This is a genomic window from Streptomyces sp. NPDC058469 (assembly GCF_042721125.1).
Classification (GTDB): Bacteria; Actinomycetota; Actinomycetes; order Streptomycetales; family Streptomycetaceae; genus Streptomyces.
The window spans coordinates 23,467-41,805 of sequence record NZ_JBHXME010000097.1; the positions used below are offsets into that span (position 1 = coordinate 23,467).

Annotated in this window: 16 protein-coding genes, 1 tRNA gene and 1 pseudogene; 9 read left to right on the forward strand and 9 right to left on the reverse strand. The window is 70.9% G+C overall.

Annotation, left to right across the window (positions count from 1 at the left end; translation table 11 throughout):
- Nucleotides 1–620: 620 nt before the first annotated feature.
- Nucleotides 621–773 (forward strand): hypothetical protein, encoded by a 153-nt coding sequence (locus ACFWP5_RS33125; RefSeq protein WP_384164950.1) that lies wholly within the window; start codon nt 621–623, stop codon nt 771–773.
- Nucleotides 773–1,989 (forward strand): annotated as a pseudogene (locus tag ACFWP5_RS33130) (tyrosine-type recombinase/integrase). The gene ACFWP5_RS33125 and the pseudogene ACFWP5_RS33130 overlap by 1 nt, the downstream one beginning before the upstream one ends.
- Before the next feature lie 100 nt (nt 1,990–2,089).
- On the opposite strand, the gene ACFWP5_RS33135 reads toward ACFWP5_RS33130, so the two are convergent.
- The 4 genes from ACFWP5_RS33135 to ACFWP5_RS33150 form a co-directional block, all read right to left on the reverse strand.
- A tRNA-Pro gene (locus tag ACFWP5_RS33135) sits at nt 2,090–2,163 on the reverse strand.
- Between the two features lie 60 nt (nt 2,164–2,223).
- Entirely contained in the window at nt 2,224–3,138 is a 915-nt protein-coding gene (locus tag ACFWP5_RS33140; RefSeq protein WP_384164953.1) for a YceI family protein, read from the reverse strand.
- Nucleotides 3,139–3,230: 92 nt separating this feature from the next.
- Nucleotides 3,231–4,010, reverse strand: coding sequence for an NUDIX domain-containing protein (locus tag ACFWP5_RS33145; RefSeq protein ID WP_384164956.1), 780 nt, complete (start codon nt 4,008–4,010; stop codon nt 3,231–3,233).
- 26 nt (nt 4,011–4,036) lie between these two features.
- Nucleotides 4,037–5,500, reverse strand: a complete 1,464-nt coding sequence (locus ACFWP5_RS33150) for an MFS transporter (RefSeq protein ID WP_384164960.1) — start codon at nt 5,498–5,500, stop codon at nt 4,037–4,039.
- 147 nt (nt 5,501–5,647) lie between these two features.
- Between ACFWP5_RS33150 and ACFWP5_RS33155 the strand changes: the two genes are divergently transcribed.
- Entirely contained in the window at nt 5,648–6,226 is a 579-nt protein-coding gene (locus ACFWP5_RS33155) for a TetR/AcrR family transcriptional regulator (protein ID WP_384164963.1), read from the forward strand.
- Nucleotides 6,227–6,234: 8 nt separating this feature from the next.
- On the opposite strand, the gene ACFWP5_RS33160 is transcribed toward ACFWP5_RS33155, so the two are convergent.
- The 3 genes from ACFWP5_RS33160 to ACFWP5_RS33170 are packed head-to-tail and all read right to left on the reverse strand — an operon-like array spanning nt 6,235 to nt 9,946.
- A complete protein-coding gene (locus tag ACFWP5_RS33160; RefSeq protein ID WP_384164966.1) occupies nt 6,235–7,305 on the reverse strand; it encodes a maleylacetate reductase in 1,071 nt (356 codons plus the stop codon).
- A complete protein-coding gene (locus tag ACFWP5_RS33165) occupies nt 7,302–8,159 on the reverse strand; it encodes an intradiol ring-cleavage dioxygenase (protein ID WP_384164969.1) in 858 nt (285 codons plus the stop codon). The genes ACFWP5_RS33160 and ACFWP5_RS33165 overlap by 4 nt, the downstream gene beginning before the upstream one ends.
- A 41-nt stretch (nt 8,160–8,200) precedes the next feature.
- A complete protein-coding gene (locus ACFWP5_RS33170; protein WP_384164972.1) occupies nt 8,201–9,946 on the reverse strand; it encodes an FAD-dependent oxidoreductase in 1,746 nt (581 codons plus the stop codon).
- Nucleotides 9,947–10,106: 160 nt separating this feature from the next.
- Here ACFWP5_RS33170 and ACFWP5_RS33175 point away from each other — a divergent pair, with 160 nt between their 5' ends.
- The gene (locus ACFWP5_RS33175) at nt 10,107–11,978 is read left to right on the forward strand and encodes a helix-turn-helix domain-containing protein (RefSeq protein ID WP_384164975.1); all 1,872 of its coding nucleotides are present in this window, start codon (nt 10,107–10,109) and stop codon (nt 11,976–11,978) included.
- 33 nt (nt 11,979–12,011) lie between these two features.
- Here ACFWP5_RS33175 and ACFWP5_RS33180 read toward each other — a convergent pair whose 3' ends face one another.
- Nucleotides 12,012–12,530 (reverse strand): hypothetical protein, encoded by a 519-nt coding sequence (locus ACFWP5_RS33180; protein ID WP_384165005.1) that lies wholly within the window; start codon nt 12,528–12,530, stop codon nt 12,012–12,014.
- Between the two features lie 123 nt (nt 12,531–12,653).
- On the opposite strand from ACFWP5_RS33180, the gene ACFWP5_RS33185 reads away from it, so the two are divergent.
- Complete coding sequence (locus ACFWP5_RS33185; protein WP_384164978.1) at nt 12,654–12,998, forward strand: cupin domain-containing protein; 345 nt, start codon at nt 12,654–12,656, stop codon at nt 12,996–12,998.
- Nucleotides 12,999–13,038: 40 nt separating this feature from the next.
- On the opposite strand, the gene ACFWP5_RS33190 is transcribed toward ACFWP5_RS33185, so the two are convergent.
- Nucleotides 13,039–14,070, reverse strand: a complete 1,032-nt coding sequence (locus tag ACFWP5_RS33190; protein WP_384164980.1) for a LacI family DNA-binding transcriptional regulator — start codon at nt 14,068–14,070, stop codon at nt 13,039–13,041.
- 107 nt (nt 14,071–14,177) lie between these two features.
- On the opposite strand from ACFWP5_RS33190, the gene ACFWP5_RS33195 reads away from it, so the two are divergent.
- Genes ACFWP5_RS33195 through ACFWP5_RS33210 form a run of 4 tightly spaced genes read left to right on the forward strand, consistent with a single transcriptional unit; the run spans nt 14,178 to nt 18,221 of the window.
- Nucleotides 14,178–15,353 (forward strand): phytanoyl-CoA dioxygenase family protein, encoded by a 1,176-nt coding sequence (locus ACFWP5_RS33195; RefSeq protein WP_384164983.1) that lies wholly within the window; start codon nt 14,178–14,180, stop codon nt 15,351–15,353.
- 8 nt (nt 15,354–15,361) lie between these two features.
- Complete coding sequence (locus ACFWP5_RS33200; RefSeq protein ID WP_384164986.1) at nt 15,362–16,147, forward strand: SDR family oxidoreductase; 786 nt, start codon at nt 15,362–15,364, stop codon at nt 16,145–16,147.
- A 50-nt stretch (nt 16,148–16,197) separates the two neighbouring features.
- Nucleotides 16,198–17,202: a Gfo/Idh/MocA family oxidoreductase gene (locus ACFWP5_RS33205; RefSeq protein ID WP_384164988.1), complete on the forward strand. Its 1,005-nt coding sequence runs from the start codon at nt 16,198–16,200 to the stop codon at nt 17,200–17,202.
- Complete coding sequence (locus ACFWP5_RS33210) at nt 17,199–18,221, forward strand: Gfo/Idh/MocA family protein (RefSeq protein WP_384164991.1); 1,023 nt, start codon at nt 17,199–17,201, stop codon at nt 18,219–18,221. Before ACFWP5_RS33205 ends, ACFWP5_RS33210 begins: the two co-directional genes overlap by 4 nt.
- Nucleotides 18,222–18,339 lie beyond the last annotated feature (118 nt).

The window sequence follows — 18,339 nt, forward strand, 5'->3', positions numbered from 1 at the left end:
GGCATCGCCCGTAATGCCGATACCATACATAATGCGCACGCACAAAACCGCAGGTCAGGATGGCTTGGCGACCGGTTCGAGGATCGCCACGCACTCCACATGATGAGTCATCGGGAAGGCATGAATCGGCACGGCACCTTATACGTCAAGCATGTACGCGATCGTCGACGTATCCCGCGAATCTCGTCGCTCCGTGCGAGCCGCGCTCCGGCGATCTCGTCGTGAGCAAGGGGAACATAGCCGCACATCGCCGGTTAGCCAAACCGGCGTTTCTGCAGACGATTCATGTCCAACGTCTGCCCCGAGCACCACCGCGAATCGATCCATCGGCGAGAACTCACCACCGCTGCAGAGGTGGAATCCCCTGTTCCCCGTTTGCGCGTCGCCCGTCGCCGGAGGGTCTTCTCCAGTACCCGTTTGGTGCTCTATACCGCCGGGAGATCCACCACACTTGCACCCCCGAACCGATAAAAACTTCCACAAACCGTCAGTCGCGCAAGCGGCAGGAGGGCGCGGCGCATTCCGTAGCCAGATGCACTGTCTCCGTCCAAGATGACAACCGTTCCACCCTCCTGGCCAACGCCTGGTATTCGACGAGTGATCTCGCCTCCTGTCTGCACGTGGACGCCTCGACTCTGCGCCGTTGGCGCACCGCCCGGCCACCGCAGGGCCCGCCGTTCGTCTCCGTTTCGGAACGCGTCGTCATGTACAGCGCGCTCGACGGCGAGGAATGGCTGTGCAACCGCCGGACTATCCCGGGCAGGGAAGCCTGATGGCCGAGAAGGCCATTGTTCCGGTCGGTGTCCGGCTCTCCACCGACATCGAATACCGGCCCGATCGCCCCCATCCCTATCGAGCGCGTGTCCGCTGGTTCGATCCGGCTACGAAGTGGCGCCTGTCCCTGTCGGAGGGAAAGGCGGACGAGGACGAGGCGCAGGAGTGGCTCCAGGACATCATCGAAGCCGCGCAGGCCGGACAATCCCCGTCGCTCGCCACCATGAAACTCGCCGAATACGGCGACGCGAGCATGGATCTCGCCCTGCGCGGGCTGGAGTTGAAAACCCTCGACCCGTATCTCGCGGGATGGCGGATGCGCGTGGTCCCCGCCCTGGGCCACCTCGCCGTACGGATGATCACCAACGGCGTCGTCGACCGCAGCGTCCAGAACTGGATCGTCGACGACCACAGCCGCTCCACGGTCAAGAACACCATCGCCGTCCTGGTCCGCGTCATGGAGCAGGCGGTCCGCGACGGCATCATCAAAGTCAACCCCGCGCGGGTCAGCGGCTGGCAGAAGCTCTACCAGCAGGCCGAGGACGAACTCCGCGACCCACGGGCCCTCGCCCTGCCCGACTGGGACACACTCGTCCAGCTGGCCGCGGCACTCGTGGCTGCCTCTTCCACCAGTACCGGGGCTGGGGCGACGTCGTCCTCTTCGCCGCGAGCACCACGGCCCGGGTCGGGGAAGTCTCCGGGTGCCGTGTCGGGGACATCGACACCAGCCAGTGGATCTGGACGGTTAGGCGCCAGACCACACCCGCGCCCGGCGGACTGACCGACAAGGGGACCAAGGGCAAGCGCGCCCGGAAGGTTCCCATCATCGAGGAGATCCGCCCGCTCGTGGCCCAGCGCATCCTCTCCGTCGGCCCCGCCCCCGACGCACGTCTGTTCACCGGCCCACGCGGAGGACGCATCTCCACCGCGGTCCTGCGCGATGCGACCCACTGGGACGAGGTCGTCACCCGCCTCGGCTACGAGCACCTGCGCCGCCACGATCTCCGCCACACCGGACTCACCTGGCTCGCGGACGCCGGAGTACCCATCCACGTCCTGCGCAGGATCGCCGGCCACGGATCGCTGACGACCACTCAGCGCTACCTGCACCCGGACATCCACAAGATCACGGCCGCCGGTACGGCACTCTCCGCACACCTCAGCGTCCCGCGCGCCCCGCGCACGCTTCCCGCAACGCCTGTCCTCACCCGCTGACACCGGTCAAGGCAGGTTGGTCCCCAACCGGTCCCCAACAATGATCAAGGGGCGGTTTCGGATTTCTCCGAAACCGCCCCTCATCTGCGACTCTCTCAAGTCGGGACGACAGGATTTGAACCTGCGACCCCTTGACCCCCAGTCAAGTGCGCTACCAAGCTGCGCCACGTCCCGCTCGCGCCGCACCCGATACTCCAGGTGAACACGCAGGTAAACCCTACCGCATGTGCCGGGTCACTTCGGCGGCGTCGGGGTGTCGTGGGTGCGGTACATCGCCTGGATGTCCAACTCCAGTTGCACGGTGGGGCCTACGACGGCGATGCCCCGGGCCAGCATGCTGCGCCAGTTAAGGGTGTAGTCCTCGCGGTGCAGCTCGGCCGTGGCCAGGGCGGCGCAGCGGAGTTCCTCGGCGTAGCCCCCGTTGACCGTGCCCAGGTAGGTGGTGTCCAGGTTCACCGAGCGGCTCACACCGTGCATCGTCAGCGAACCCTGCAGCGTCCACTTGCTGCCGCCGCGGTAGGAGAACCGGGTGCTGACGAAGTCGATGTACGGGTACCGCTCCACGTCGAGGAAGTCACCGGAGCGCAGGTGGTTGTCCCGCGTGGTGTTGCCGGTGGTGATGCTGGACGCGTCGATGCGGACGTGGACCCGGGAGTCGACGACCTCCTGGGCGATCTGGATACCGCCCTGGAACCGCTCGAACCGGCCGTGCACATGGGCCATGCCGACATGCTTGGCGATGAAGCGGATCGCGGTGTGCGGCGGGTCGAAGAGCCAGGTGCCGGGCGGCGGGAGTTCCTGGGCGCGGCCGGGCTGGAGCCAGACCCGCTCCGTGGGCTCGGCGATTCCGGCGACGATCTCCACGGTCTCCTGGTGCGGCTGGAGTCCCTGGGCCGAGACGAGCAGGCCGTACCGGCCGGGCGGCAGGGCCGCGAGGAAGAAGCCGTACGGGTCGGTCGTACCGGAGGCGGTGACACGGTGCGAGTCCAGGGCCGTCACCGTCACGTCGGCGGACGCCATGGGCGCGCCCACCGGGTCGACGATCTCACGGCCGAGGCCACCCGCGCCGGGCGGAAGGGGGAGCGAGAGGCCCGCCGCCGTGGCGGAGGCGCCTTTGGGCAGCCAGCGCCTGAGCAGTGCGAGGGCCATGGTGATCACCTTTCTTCACAGCAGTCGTACAGGCATACGGCGCCAGACGACACGCCTCCGATCCTGAGCGCTCCGGCGGCGTAACGGGTGTCTCATATCGAGACACCCGTTACGCCCGTTCCGTCGCCGCCCGACACCTCGTAGCGGCGGACGATCGGCTCCAGGTAGTCCGCGTGCGGGCCGACCAGGAGCGGGAGTTGGGCCGTGGAGTGGATCAGGGCGATGTCGTCCAGCTCCGGTTCGCGCCCCTGGGCCCGCTCCGCCGCCGCCATCGCCTTGAACCGCTCGCGCAGCCGCGTCTCCGGGAGGGACGGGGCGCGGAACAGGACACCGATGCTGCCGTTTCCGGCGCGGGTCACGTTCCAGAAGGTGAGGTCGGCGGCCCGGGTGTCGATGCCGGTCTCCTCGATCAACTCCCGTGCGGCGTGGCGGTGCAGGGCCGCGAGGTCGAGCGGTTCGTCGCCCTCGGGCGGTTCGAGGGAGCCGCCCGGCAACTGCCAACGCCCGGGTGCCGCCGTCGAGTTCGACATCCGGCCGACCAACAGGCGTCCGTCGTCGGTCGGTTGGAGGACGGCGACGAAGAAGGACGGCAACCACGAAGTGCAACCGGGGACACGGCGCAGAGCGAAGTGCCGGTACGTCGTCCGGACCCAGGAGACGGTCAGCTCGTCCGGCCCCTCCCGCCGCGTGCCCGCGCACACCAGGACCGGCCCGTCGAAGAAGCTCGGGTTGTCCCGTACCTTCGCGTCCCACACCCGGTTCATGGCCTGCCGCTCCTCAGGCGTAAGCCGAGGAGCGGCGGTTTCGGCCAGCCGGAGCCGGTGGACGTCCAGGAGTTCGGCGCAAAAGCGCCGCGCGCTCTCTTCGATCATCGGTTCATGCTGGCACACCGGCCGGATCAGTTCAGGGCGCCGGGCGCCATCACCGACGCTTCCTCCTCCGCCTTCAGGAGCGCCGACTCGGAGCCTCCGACGGTCATTCCTCCGCTACGGCCGGACCGGCGCGCCGGCACCAGGAGCGCGGCCAGCGCGGCGCCGAGGAGCAGCACCGCCAGCAGCGCGAATCCGTGGGTGTACCCGGAGCCGTAGGGCAGGCCCGAGGCCTGGAGGTGGCCGGTGACCAGGACGCTGGTCACGGCGGCGCCGATCGAGCCCCCGATGGTGCGGATGTTGGCGTTCATGCCGGTCGCGGCGCCGGTCTGCTCGGGCGGGACGCTGCCGACGATGAGGTTGGCCATGGAGGCGAAGGCCAGTCCGATGCCGAGCCCGAAGATGCCTGCCACGAGGGCGATCTGCCACTGCTGGTCGTGCCAGAGGGCGAGGATCGCGCAGGCGAGCGCGCCGAGTGCGGCACCGGTGGTGAGCAGGGCCTTGGCGCCCACGATCGGTTCCAGGCGCCCGCTGAGCACGCCGGAGACGAACATCGCGATCAGCATCGGCAGCATCAGGAGTCCGGACGCGGTCACGCTGGCGCCGAAGCCGTAGCCGGCGGATGCGGGGGTCTGGACGAAGCCGGGCAGGAAGGACCAGATCGAGTACATGCCCGCGCCGAACAGCAGCGCGGCGGTGTTGGTGGTCCACACGGAGGGCAGCCGCATCACCTTCAGGTCGATGAGCGGGCTGCGGGAGCGGGCCTCCGAGAGCAGCCAGGCCGCGAAGAGGACGACGGCCGCGGCGAACAGGCCGACGACCCGCACGGAGCCCCAGCCCCAGCTGCCTGCCTGGCTCAGGGGCAGCAGCAGGGCGACCAGCCAGCCCGAAAGGAGCACGGCACCAAGCCAGTTGACGCGTCCGTCGGCGCGGTTGGGCGACTCCGGGACGTAGCGCACGGCGATGAGGGTGGTCAGGGCGACGATGCCGACGGGGAACCAGAACAGCCAGCGGTAGTCGAGCGCGGTCACGATGGGACCGGCGGCCACCATGCCGACGCCACCGCCCGCGGCGATCACGGCGGACAAGTTACTGATGCTGCCCGGGACCTGGGACGCGTGGAACTCGTCGCGGATGATGCCGAACGACAGCGGGAACAGCGCGCCGCCGATGCCCTGGACGACCCGGGCGATGATCAGTACGCCGATGTTCGGCGCGAGCGCGGCGACCAGACAGCCGGCCAGCACCGCCAGGAGGACGGCGACGAGGGTGCGCTTCTTGCCGACCAGGTCGCCGACGCGGCCGAGTATCGGGGTGAAGACCGAGGCGGACAGCAGGTAGGCCGTCATCACCCAGGTCGCGGTGGACTGGGAGGTGTGCAGCGCGTGCTGGACGGTCGGCAGGGCCGGCGCGATCAGCGACTGCAGCATGGAGAACACGCCCGCACCGGTCGCGAGGACCGCGAAGGTGAGACGGGAGGACTTGCGGGGCATCGAGAGCCTCTCCGGAACAAGCGAACGGGGGTGCGCCCGCGCATGGCTCTACGGCGGAACGCGCCCACACTGCTAAAGTGGAGGTACCCCTCCACCATAGCGGAGGCATACCTCCGGTTCAACCGCGCCCACCCCAGGGAGGCACCCGTGACGGCCCAGCCGTTCCCCGTCAGCGAGATCGTCGCGGCCCAGAGACCACACCGAAAGGACGCCGCCCGCAACTACGACGCCCTGCTGGCCGCCGCCCGCGAGGCCTTCGCGGAGCACGGCTCGGAGGCGTCCCTTGAGGACATCGCGCGGCGCGCGGGCGTCGGCATCGGCACCCTCTACCGCAACTTCCCGACCCGCCGGGCCCTCTTCGAGAGCGTCTACGCGAACGAGGTGAACGCGCTGTGCCAGGTCGCTCTGTCCGTGGCCGACCAGGAGCCGTGGGAGGCACTGAACTCGTGGCTGAACCGTTTCGCGGGCTACATGGTGACCAAGCAGGCGGTGCGCGAGGCGCTGGACAACGACTCGGAGATCTTCGGGACCTGCCGCGAGTCGATGTTCTCCGCGGGCGGTCCGCTGTTCGAGCGCGCGCAGAAGGCGGGCACGGCCCGCACGGACATGGACTTCGGTGATCTGCTGCGCCTGGTGGCCGGGGTCACCGGGACGAAGTTCGTGGACGACGCCCAGCGCGACCGCGTCCTGGCCATCGCACTGGACGGCGTCCGCACGAACCACTGACGGACCGTTTACGCAGGAGGTGTTCCCTCGTACGCCGCATGCAGCAGCGTGAGCACCCCGTCCTCGGTGACGGTCCGGGGGTTGGCGTACGCCTGGCTCACCGCCTGCGCGGCAGCCGTCGCCAAGTCGCCCTCCTTCAGACCGAGTTCGGCGAGCGTGCGCGGTGCGTCGAGCCGCCGCGCCAGGGCCCACAGGGCGCGTGGGGCGTCCTCGGCGTCCAGCGCGCGGGCCACGGCGGCTGCCGCCCCCGGTGCGGCGGGCGCGTTGTACGCCAGCGCGTACGGCAGCACCACCGTGTGTGTCTCCGCGTGGGGCAGGCCGAAGGTGCCGCCGAGGACGTGGCACAGCTTGTGGTGCAGGCCCATGGTCGTGGCGCCGAGGCAGGAGCCGCACAGCCACGCCCCGTACAGGGCACGGCCCCGGGCCTCCAACGACCGTGGCTCGGCGGCCAGTTCGGGCAGCGCGCCCGCCAGCGCCCGTACGCCCTCCTGCGCCATGAGCGCGATCAGGGGTGAGGTGTCCGGGGCATACAGGGCTTCCACAGCGTGCGCGATCGCGTTGACGCCGCTGGTCACCGTGAGCGGGACCGGGAGTTCCAGGGTGAGTTCCGGGTCGTAGACGACGCTGCGGGGCAGGACGGCGGGGTCGCGGCCGGTGCGCTTGGCGCCGTCCTCGGTGAGGCCCCAGACCGGGGTCATCTCGGAGCCCGCGTAGGTGGAGGGGACGGCGATCAGCGGGAGGCCGGTGCGCAGGGCGATCGCCTTGCCGAGGCCGACCGCCGAGCCGCCGCCCACCGCGACGCAGCCGTCGGCGCCCAGGGTGCGCGCCAACTCGACCGCGCGGTCGGCGACTTCGACCGGGACGTGCATCTTCGCCTCCGCGTGCACCCCGACGCACACCTCCCCCAGCGAATCGGCGACCGCCCGCGCGGTGTCGGCACCCCGGGCGCCCGAGAGCACCAACACCCGCCGCAGACCGAGGCGTTCGACCTCCCCGGCGGTCGCGGTCAGGGCGGCGCCGGGGCGGAACACGACCCGCATGGGCCGGGCGTCGTAGGCGAAGTCGAGGAAGTCCTTCACGCGCGGTCCAGGACGAGGTCGAAGCGGGCCTGGCGGAAGGGGTTCTCGATGCCGAACTCCCGTGCCAGGGACGGGTCGTCGGTCGGGGTGAAGTCCTCGACGAGGCTCTGTTTGACGGCGAAGACGGCGTCGGAGTCGAGGTAGTCGCTGCCCGCGACGAAGATGTGCGTGGTGACCGGGGTGTGGCCCTCGGCCGAGGCGATGAAGTGGATGTGGGCCGGGCGGTAGGGGTGGCGGCCGGTGGCTTTGAGGAGTTCGCCTACCGGGCCGTCCGTGGGGATGGGGTACGGGCTCGGTACGCAGGTGCGGAACCAGAAGCGGCCCTCGGCGTCCGTGGTGAACAACCCCCGTCCGTTGCCCGGGGGTTGGACGTCCGGGCGCTGCACGTCGTAGAAGCCGTTGCCGTCGGCCTGCCACACGTCGAGGAGTGCGCCGGGCAGCGGGGTGCCGTCCCCGGAGACGATCCGGCCGCTGACCACGCACGGCTCGCCGCCGCCCACCAGGTCGATGTTCGCGCCGAGTTCACGCACCGGCGACTCGGTCATGTGGAAGGGGCCGAGCACCGTCGACTCGGTGGATCCGGCGGCCCGGTCGCCGTTGATCGTCTCCACCAGCATCGACATACCGAGCACGTCCGACAGGAGGATGAACTCCTGCCGGGTGTCCGTGCACATCTTCCCGGTCTCCGTCAGGAAGCCGATCGCCCGCTCCCACTCCGCCTGGGTGAGGCCGGTCTCCCGTGCGAACGCGTGGAGATGCCGGATCAGGCCGGTCAGCAGTTCGCGCAGGCGGGGGTCGGCCGTCCCCCGCAGACTGGCGACGGCCTCGTCCGTGACGGTGACGTCAGTGGTCATTGCGGCTCCCTACCCTGTACGAAATGCCCCTGTGCGAAATGTCAGCCGTGCCCGAGGATGCGTCGCAACGCGTCCGTGAGCAACTGTTCTGCGTTCTCGGCCGCGTCGGCGTGGCGGAAGGCGACGTACCCGTCGGGGCGTACGAGGAGGGCGCCCCCGTCGGACACCTCGCTCAGGCGGGTCCAGTCGCCGTACGGGTCGTCGTACTCCTGGCCGGGGCCGATCACGACCGTGGCGATGTCCAGGGACTGCGCCTCGGCCGCGCGCAGCCAGGTCTCGCCGCCGATGCCGGTGAGGAGGGTGAAGCGGCCCTTGCCGACCGTGTCGAGGGTCGAGACGGTGCGGGTGCCCGAGGTGATCCAGGCGTGCGGGAGCTTGGCGCCGGGGCGGGAGCTGGGCTGGTGGTACAGCTCGCGGTCGCGTTCGAAGCCGGGGTCGGGCGTGCCGTCGGGGACGATCGCGGTCGAACTCTCCGCGGAATAGCGCTGGTTGAGGTCGACGCCGTGCGCGTTGAACTCGTACACCTTGAAGGCGATCGCCTCGCGCAGCGCGGCCCGCTGCTTCCCGGCGGCCTCGGTCGCGTCCTTGCGGGCCTCGATGTTGGCCCACAACTGCTCGGGGGTCTGCGGGGAGAGCCCGTCGAGCGCCTCGAAGATCGGGGCGGTCTCGCCGATGGACTTGTTGGCGCGGGTGACGATCTGCTTGCCGACGGGCGCGCGTTCGGCATCGTAGGTGTCGAGCAGCTTCGGCGTGGCGGTGCCGTCGAGGACCAGCTTCAGCTTCCACGCCAGGTTGTAGGCGTCCTGGATCGACGTGTTGGAGCCGAGCCCGTTGGACGGCGGGTGACGGTGCACGGCGTCACCGGCGCACAGGACCCGGCCGTTGGCGTACGTCTCGGCGTACATCTCGTTGACTGTCCACGCCGAGGACGACTTGATGGTCACCGGAATCTCGTCGTCGCCGACCAACTGCCGTACGACGGACAGGGCGTACTCCTCGGTGAGGTCGGGGGCGCCGGCCGTCACGTCGTAGCCCCACACGATCAGCCACTCGTTCCAGGGTTTGACGCAGCGCACCAGGCCCGCGCCGATGCCGCCGACCGTGGCGCCCGGGGCAAGCACCCAGTAGAGGGTGGAGGGCCGGTGCGCGGTGTATTTCGACAGGTCGGCGTCGAAGACGATGTTGATGCTGCCCGCGACGCCCATCTGGCCGCCCATCGGCAGCCCGGCGTCCTCGGCGACCTGCGAGCGACCGCCGTCCGCGCCGATGAGGTACTTGGCGCGGATCTGGTACTCGTCGCCGCGCAGCCGGTCCTCGACGGTGACCGTGACACCGTCCTCGTCCTGGACGAAGGACTTGTAGACCGTGCTGAAGCGGACGTTGGAGCCGCGCGCGAGGGCCGCGTCGATCAGCACCGGTTCCATCAGGTGCTGCGGCATGTCGCACATGCGGGTCGGGCTGGCCAGTTCGTGGGCGGCCTGCACGAGCGGGTCGTTGCCCCAGGAGCGGATCCGGCCGAGCTCCTCGCCGGCGAGGCTGGTGCAGAACGTGGTGTTGCCCATCAGGTTCTGCGGTGTCGCCTGGGCCAGCACCTCGTCCTCGACGCCGAGATCGCGCAGGACCTCCATGGTGCGCTGGTTGGTGATGTGCGCGCGGGGCGTCCTGGTGAGGCGCGAGTAGCGCGTGACGACGATGTGGGGCACGCCGTAGGTGCTCAGCGCCAGCGCGGCACAGGCGCCTGCCGGGCCGCTGCCCACGATCAGTACGTCGGTCTCGACAACGTGCACGGCGGGACGCTCCAGGGGTGAGACATGGTGAGACAGAGGTGAGAAAGGCACCGACTCTTCACGATCATCATGCGGGCCGGACACGCGCGGGTGTCTCATTACGAGACAGTTACAGCCCCTCGGCAGCCGCCGCCACAGGCCCGATACGGTGAGAGGCGTCATGACCACCGTGGAGCACTCCCCCGCCCTCGCCCCGCTGCGCCAGGCGCGCGAGCGGTTCCTGAGCGACCGTCCGCTGCCCGACGACGTCCCGGACGAGGTCCTCGCGGCCTGGCGCCGCGCCCGCTTCTTCGGCGTACGGCACGACCTCGACGGGCCGCTCCATGAACCCGAACTGCCCGCCGATTCAGTCCTGTTGGAGGCGGCGCGGCCCGTGCTGGACCGCATCGCGCCGGCGCTCGGCCACTCGGCGTTGCTCCTCACCGACGGGCGTCTGCGGGTGCTGTGGACCACGGGTGAGGTCCCCGGCGGCGACCGGTGCCGTGACCTGTCCGAGCGGGAGGTGGGCCACAACAGCGCGGCCCTCGCCCTGCGCACCCGGCGCCGGGCCGAGGTGCACGGCCCCGAGCACTTCCTCGACGTGTGGCAGGACGTGTCCGCCGTCAGCGTGCCCCTGCTCGCCCCGGATTCCGGGCAGGTGCTGGGCACGGTGACCGTCGCGTCCGGCCTGTGCGCCGGCTGCGGCCCGCACCCGGGAGCCGCCCTGGCCGAGGCGGCGGCCACGGCGGTCGAAGCCGAACTACTCGCCCGCTCCCGCACCGCCGAACGGGTGCTCCTCGACGCCTACACCCGCGCCGCCCACGGCCCGGACCGCGCGGTCGTCGCCCTCGACGGCCGCAACCGTCTGATCAGCGAGGCCGCGGTCCGCCTCGCGACACCTCAGGTACTGGCCGCGCTGGAACGGTCCAGCACGAGCGAGCGCGCCTCCGGCGCACGGCCGCCCCACGACTCACGGCCGCCTCAGGACACCGGGTGCGGTCCTGTGGTCGAACGGTCCCACCACGCCGGGGGCGGTCCGAGCCGGGAGCGGCCGGCCGACACCGGGTGCGGTCCCGTGCTGGAACGGTCCTACGACGCCGGATGCCGTCCGGTGCAGGAGCGGTCCTCCGGCGTGACGCTCCCCGACGACGCCGGGTGCACCGCCGAGATCACTCCCGTACGGCATGAGGGCCGCGTCCTCGGGATCGTCGCCGTCCTCGAAGCGCGCGCCGCCGAGGTGCCGCATCCCGCCCCGCGCCCCGCGCTGGCACTCGCGGGTGGTTCGGTGCCCTGGCGGCACGCGGTCGCCCGGGCGGTCGAGCTGGCCCGGGTCCATGAGCCCCTGCTGCTGACCGGTGAGCGCGGGAGCGGCAAGACCGCGCTGGCCCGTGAACTGCTCGGCGAGACCGTGCCGTTGGTCGCCGATGCCGCCGAGTCACCCGAACTGGGCGTGAAGTACAGCGAGTTGGCGGACGGCCGCCCGCTCCTCCTGCGGCACGCGGAACGGCTGGCCCAGCCCGACGTCGCCGCGCTCAACTCCCTGCTCGACGAACACCCCGACGTCCGTCTGCTGGTCACCTACACGCCCGGCACTCCCCCGGGCCCGTGTTTCCAGCGACTGCTGGACACCCTGGCGGCCCGGTCGGTGACCCTGCCCGCACTGCGTGAACGCCCGGAGGACGTACGGGAGTTGCTGCCGGTCCTCGCGCCCCGCCCGGTCCCGGGACAGCCGCCGCTCACCTGGACCCTGGACGCGTTGCGGGCCCTGGAGGAACACCCCTGGCCCGGGAACGTCACCGAACTCGCCCATGTCGTCAGGGCGTTGGCGGAACACCGGCGGGTCACCGGCCCGGTGCGGCGGGCCGAGCTGCCCGATCCCGTCCGGGAGGGTCCCGCGGCCCGGCGGCTCAGCCCGATGGAGCACGCCGAACGCACCGCGATCCTGGCCGCGTTGCGCCGGCACGGCGGCAACAAGGCGCGGGCGGCGGCAGCGCTGGGGATCGGCCGGGCGACGCTGTACCGCAAGCTGCGCGGTTACCAAGGTGTCTCGTAGGCGGGTGCCGTTGCGCGAACAGGCCGAACGGACTTATTTGATCAGGGCGTTGGCCACGACGACCACCACCCCGAGCAACGCGTCCACCGCCCCGATGGCCACGGCGGCCGTCCAACTCCGCGCCGACCAGCGGGCCGTGACCAGCCCCAGGCAGAACAGCAGCGCGATGTTGAGGACGAAGGCCGCGTACTCGACGCCGTTCGCGGGCCACCAGCCCCAGCCCGCCCCGGCGAGCAGCAGGACGGTCGGCAGCGCGGCGGCGACCAGGGGCCACTCGTCGCGCAGGGTGCGCAGGGCGTCCCAGCGGCGGTGCGGGGCGCGTTCGGCGATGTAGTGGGCGTACCCGTGGGCCAGCGCCGAGGCAGCCGCGGTCACCAGGAGCCACAGGGCGTCGTAGCGACGGCTGCCCTTGGAGGTGTGGCCGTACTGGGTGAGCGCGGCGACCATCGAGCAGGCGAGGACGGAGCCGTAGACGCCCCCGAAGAGGATGTTCTCCCGGGTTTCGTGCGGGTGCGGCTGCGGCTCGGGGACGGCCGCCGTGGTCTGCGCCATGCCCTCCACGATCACCCGGCCGTGCCCGGGCCGCCACTCCGCGACGAAGTGTCCCCCCACCTGGGCCGATACCCCACACAGTGTCCACGCCCGGGCCGTGCCCGCCCCGGCTAGGGTCGCGGCATGAAGCACAGTTTCGTAGTCCGCATCCCCGACGCCGAGCTCGAACCCGAGCCGCTCGACCCGGCGCAGATCGTCTCCGGTACGCCCGAGGTCACCGGGAAGGTCGTGTGGGAGTCCGAGGACGGGCGGCAGGTCCGCGGGATCTGGCAGATCACGCCGGGTGTGGTCACCGACACGGAGGCGGACGAGCTGTTCGTCGTGATCAGCGGTTCGGCCACCATCGAGGTCGAGGGCGGCGAGACGCTGACGGTCGGCCCCGGGGACATGGCCGTGCTGCGCGAGGGCGACCGTACGACGTGGACGGTGCACGAGACGCTGCGCAAGGCGTACGCGATCAATCTGTGAGCGGGCTCAACATCTCAACGGGCTCAACCTCCGAACAGGGTCAACGCGGCTGCGCCGTAGGCAAGTTGTAGGGCGTGACGACCTGGATGGCGGACGGCAGGGTCGGGCCCGCGGGCGGCAGCGCGTCGTGTGCGCGCATCACGATGCGGCAGGCCTCGCGGACGTCCTGGCGCAGGTCGTGATGGAGGACGGCGGACAGTCGCTGCTCGTGCAGCAGCCGGGTGTTGTCGTGGTCGAGGTCGTGCGCGACGAACACCGCGCACTCGCGGCCCAGGTCGGCGAAGGCACGCAGGGTCGCGATGTTGCCGCCGCCGATCGAGTAGACCGCGCGGATGTCCGGGTCGCGCTTCAGGGCGGCCCGGACGAGCTCGTACTGGGTGGCGTCCAGGCCGTGACCCTCGGTGATCTCGACGAGGGCGCGTTCCGGGTAGCGGGCGCGCATGGTGCTGCGGAAGCCCATCTCGCGTTCTTCCTCGTTGCGGAAGAAACCGCTGCTCAGGCTGGTGAGGACGTTGCCGGGGCGGTCGCCGAGCCACTGGCCCATCAGATAGGCGGCCGTCGCGCCCGCCGCCCGGTTGTCTATGCCGACGTAGGCGAGGCGGGCGCTGGCGGGCAGGTCGGTGACCAGGGTGACGACCGGGATACCGGCGGCGACGAGCCGGCCGACTGCGGCGGTGACCTCGGGGACGTCCGGCGCCTTGAGGATGACGCCCTGCGAGCCGCGCCGCACGATCTTGTCCAGGGTTCCGACCAGCTCCTTCACCGGCGCGGTCTCCCGGAAGTGGAAGCGCGATCGCACGACGGCCGGGTGCAGGTCGGGCAGCTCGGCCTCCAGCGCGTTCCGAACGGCGGTGGAGAACCGCTCCGGCGTCTGCATCACGATGTCGATCATGAACGTACGACCGACCAGCCTGACCTGGGTGCGCTGCCGGTCGAGATCGGCGATGGCCTGCCGCACCTCACGCTGCGTGCTCTCTCGGACCCCTCCCCTGCCGTTCAGGACGCGGTCCACGGTGGCCTCACTGAGACCCGCCTGACGTGCGATTTCGCGGATCGGGAAGGGGTGGCCCACCGGTCGTCTCCTTGAGGGGTTTTTGATGGCTGGCTGCTGGTTGTTCGAAGGGTTTGTACTGACAAGAATGACAGGACCGCACCGCTCCGTGACCCGAGGGGACGACGATGTCCTTCACATCAGCAGAAACCCGCGCCTGGCTCACCGAGCAGGACTGCGATCTCGACGCCTTCCGCACGCTCGTCGAGCAGCCGACCGACCAGGCCGACTTCCCGTACGCGTCCTCCGTCGAGCGGAACGTCCTCGTCTACGACAGTGACCGGCTCCGCAAGTCCGTGGCGGCCGGCGAGCACCGCGAGGTGCGGGCCGAGCTGGTGCGGGCCTTCGCCGAGGGGCCCGGCATCGTTGTCCTTCAGGGCGCCTTCCCGGACCTGTCGGTGGTGGACCGTACGACCGAGGTGTTCGAGGCCCTGATCGCCGAGCAGCGCGCGTCGGGCGCGGGCGCCGGGGACCACTTCGCGAAGCCGGGGGCCAACGACCGGGTGTGGAACGCCCTGGAGAAGGCCGCGCTCTACGACCCCGAGGCGTTCGCCGACTACTACGCCAACGACATCCTCGCCCTCGTCTCCGTCGCCTGGCTCGGCCCCGGCTACCAGGTCACCTCGCAGATCAACGTGGTCCACCCGGGCGGCGCCGCGCAGACCGTGCACCGCGACTACCACCTCGGGTTCCTCACGAACGAGGTCGCCGCGAGCTATCCGGCGCATGTGCACCGCCTCTCCCCCGTGCTCACGCTCCAAGGGGCGGTCGCGCACTGTGACATGCCGGTCGAGTCGGGGCCGACGATGTACCTGCCGCACTCCCAGAAGTACGAGCCCGGCTATCTGGCGTGGCGACTCCCGGAATTCCAGGCCTACTTCGAGTCCCACTACATCCAACTGCCCCTCGCCAAGGGCGATGCCGCGTTCTTCAACCCCGCGTTGTTCCACGCGGCCGGCACCAACCGCACGGCGGACGTGCGGCGCATGGCCAACCTGCTCCAGGTGTCGTCCGCGTTCGGGCGGGCGATGGAGACGGTGGACCGTGAGGCCGTCACCAACGCGGTCTTCCCGGTGCTGCTCAAGCGCAAGGCCGAGGGTGTGGGCGAGGAGTGGCTGGACACGGTCGTCGCGGCGAGCGCCGAGGGCTACCCGTTCCCCACCAACCTCGACAACGACCCACCCGTCGAGGGTCTGGCCCCGCCCTCGCAGGCCGACCTCGTGCGCCGTGCGGTGCGCGAGGGGTGGGACCCGCAGGCGCTCCGCGGGGAACTGCGGGCCGGTGCCGAGCGGCGCGAGAGCTGAGGAACGCCATGGGACTCACGGGACTTCTCGACGACAAGGTCGTCCTCGTCAACGGCGGCAGTCAGGGTGTGGGTGCCGCGATCGTCCGGGCGGCGGTGCGGGAGGGCGCGGTGGTGGCGTTCACCGGCCGCCGTACCGAGCCCGGCGAGGCCTTGGTGGCCGAGCTGACCGGGGCGGGCGGCAAAGCGATGTTCGTCCGGGCCGACCTGTCCGACGCCGAGCAGGCGAAGGGTGCGGTGGGCGAGGTGATCGCCGCGCACGGCCGCGTCGACTGTCTGGTGAACTCCGCCGGACTCACCTCGCGCGGCTCGCTGTTGGACACCACGCCCGAGCTGTTCGACCAGCACATGGCCATCAATTTGAAGGCTCCGTTCTTCGCGATGCAGGCGGCGGTGGCCGACATGACGGCCCGCAAGGCGCCGGGGACGATCGTCAACATCGGCTCCAACTGCGCCCACGGCGGCCCGCCTTATCTCGCGCCGTACTCCGCGGCCAAGGCCGGCCTCGCGGGCCTGACCCGCAACGCCGCGCACGCGCACCGCTTCGACCGGATCCGGATCAACGCGCTCAACATCGGCTGGACGGCGACCGAGGGCGAGGACGCCACGCAGCGGGCCTTCCACGGCGCCGGGGACGACTGGCTCCAACAGGCCGCCGAACGCCAGCCGATGGGCAAGCTCGGCCAGCCGGACGAGATCGCCGACTTCGTGGTGTTCCTGCTCTCCGACCGGTCCGGGGTGGTCACCGGTTCGGTGATCGACTGGGACCAGAACGTCCTGGGCGCCCTCGACTGACCTTCCGCACCCGTAACGAACCCGCACTCCTCAAGAAAGCAAGAGCCCTCATGCGCATCGGAATCCTCGGCCTCGGCCGCATCGGCGCCTTCCACGCCGAGACCCTCTCCGGACTCGACGTCGTCGAGTCCCTCGTCGTGGCCGACCCGTTCGCGGAGGCCGCGAAGAAGGCCGCCGAGCGGTTCGGCGCCGAGGTCGCGGACTCCCCCGAGGCCGTGCTGGCCGCCGGGGTCGACGGTGTCGTGGTCGCCGCGGCGACGGACGCCCACCCGGGCCTGATCCTGGCCGCCGTCGAGGCGGGCATCCCCGTCTTCTGCGAGAAGCCCGTCGCCAAGACGATGGCCGAGGGCGTCCAGGTCCTCAAGGCCGTCGAGGGCAGCGACGTGCCGATCCAGATCGGCTACAACCGCCGCTTCGACGTCGGCTTCGTCGCCGCGCGCGCCGCCGTGCACTCCGGTGAGCTGGGCAAGCTGCACACCGTACGGTCGACGACGCTGGACCCGGCGCCGCCGCCCGCCGCGTACATCGCCGCATCCGGCGGCATCTTCAGGGACTGTTCGGTCCACGACTTCGACATCATCCGCTGGGTCACCGGCCGCGAGGTCACCGAGGTGTACGCGGTCGGCGGCAACCGGGGCGCCGAGTACATCAAGGAGGCGGGCGACGCCGACACCACCGGCGCGATCCTGACCCTGGACGACGGCACCATCGCGGTGGTCTCCAACTCCCGCCACAACGCCCGGGGTTACGACGTCCGCATGGAGATCCACGGCTTCACGGACTCCATCGCGGTGGGCCTGGAGGACAAGCTGCCGCTGCGCTCCGTCGAGCCGGGCGTGACGTTCCCGGCGGGCGTCCCGCACGACTTCTTCATGGACCGCTTCACGGCCGCCTACCGCGCCGAACTCACCGCGTTCACCGAGGTCGTGGCCGGCACCCGCACCTCCCCCTGCACGGTCGCGGACGCCCTGGAGGCCGGCTGGATCGCCGACGCCTGCACGCTGTCGCTGCACGAGCACCGCCCCGTCACCATCCAGGAGGTACGCGAAGCATGAGCGGTCCGGGCCGGGAACCACTGCGCATCGGAGTACTGGGAGCGGCTCGGATCACCGAGCAGTCCCTGATCGGTCCCGCCCGGACGACCGGCCACCGCCTTGTCGCGGTGGCCGCGCGCGACCGGTCCCGGGCGGAGGCGTACGCCGCCGCGCACCGCGTCGAACGGGTGGCGGACTCGTACGCCGACCTGATCGCCGACCCGGAGGTGGAGGTCGTCTACAACCCGCTCGCCAACGGCCTGCACGGGCCGTGGAATCTCGCCGCGCTCGCGGCGGGCAAGCACGTCCTGTCGGAGAAGCCGTCGGCGAGCAACGCGGAGGAGGCGGCCGAGGTCAAGGAGGCCGCGGCGAAGTCCGGAACGGTCTTCATGGAGGCCTTCCACTACCTCTTCCACCCGGTCACCCGGCGCCTGCACGAACTGCTGGCCTCCGGTGAACTCGGCGAACTCCGGCACGTCGAGACGCTCGTCGCGATCCCGGCCCCGCCGGACACCGACCCGCGCTGGTCCCTGGACCTGGCCGGCGGCGCCGTGATGGACCTGGGCTGCTACAGCCTGCACGCCCTGCGGATGCTGGCCCCCTGGGCGGGCGGCGCACCCCGCCTCGTCTCGGCCCGCGGCGGCGAACACGCGGGTGCGCCGGGCGTGGACGAGTGGCTGGACTCCAACCTCGTCTACCCCAGCGGCGCCACGGGCTCCGCCCGCTGCCACATGGCGTACGACGAACTGGTCATGAGCTGCCGGATCACCGGCAGCCGGGGCGAGGCCTTCGCCCCGAACTTCGTACTCCCCCAACTGGACGACCGCATCGTCATCCGCACGACGGACGGCGAACGCACGGAACGACTCGGCCGCCGGTCGTCCTACACCTACCAACTGGAGGCGTTCGCCGCCCGGTTGAGGGAGGGTGCGCCCCTCCCTCTGGGCTCGGACGACGCGGTGGCGACGATGACACTCATCGACGAGGCCTACCGCGCGGCGGGCTTCGAACCGAGACCGCGCGCGTCGGTTCTGCGGTAGCGGTGGACGAACTTCGAGGGGCGGGGGGCGGGGGGGGCGCCCCCCCCCCCCACGGGTGCCCCCGAGGAAACACGCCCCCCCCCCCCCACCCCAAACGGGGAAATATAAAAAACAAAAA

What these genes read in the sequence shown, in the direction of transcription:
- ACFWP5_RS33165 (WP_384164969.1), bottom strand. Translation starts at nt 8,159, where the DNA reads ATGACCACTGACGTCACCGTCACGGACGAGGCCGTCGCCAGTCTGCGG.
- ACFWP5_RS33140 (WP_384164953.1), bottom strand. Translation starts at nt 3,138, where the DNA reads ATGGCCCTCGCACTGCTCAGGCGCTGGCTGCCCAAAGGCGCCTCCGCC.
- ACFWP5_RS33210 (WP_384164991.1), top strand. Translation starts at nt 17,199, where the DNA reads ATGAGCGGTCCGGGCCGGGAACCACTGCGCATCGGAGTACTGGGAGCG.
- ACFWP5_RS33175 (WP_384164975.1), top strand. Translation starts at nt 10,107, where the DNA reads ATGACCACCGTGGAGCACTCCCCCGCCCTCGCCCCGCTGCGCCAGGCG.
- ACFWP5_RS33195 (WP_384164983.1), top strand. Translation starts at nt 14,178, where the DNA reads ATGTCCTTCACATCAGCAGAAACCCGCGCCTGGCTCACCGAGCAGGAC.
- ACFWP5_RS33180 (WP_384165005.1), bottom strand. Translation starts at nt 12,530, where the DNA reads ATGGCGCAGACCACGGCGGCCGTCCCCGAGCCGCAGCCGCACCCGCAC.
- ACFWP5_RS33145 (WP_384164956.1), bottom strand. Translation starts at nt 4,010, where the DNA reads ATGATCGAAGAGAGCGCGCGGCGCTTTTGCGCCGAACTCCTGGACGTC.
- ACFWP5_RS33200 (WP_384164986.1), top strand. Translation starts at nt 15,362, where the DNA reads ATGGGACTCACGGGACTTCTCGACGACAAGGTCGTCCTCGTCAACGGC.
- ACFWP5_RS33205 (WP_384164988.1), top strand. Translation starts at nt 16,198, where the DNA reads ATGCGCATCGGAATCCTCGGCCTCGGCCGCATCGGCGCCTTCCACGCC.
- ACFWP5_RS33185 (WP_384164978.1), top strand. Translation starts at nt 12,654, where the DNA reads ATGAAGCACAGTTTCGTAGTCCGCATCCCCGACGCCGAGCTCGAACCC.
- ACFWP5_RS33150 (WP_384164960.1), bottom strand. Translation starts at nt 5,500, where the DNA reads ATGCCCCGCAAGTCCTCCCGTCTCACCTTCGCGGTCCTCGCGACCGGT.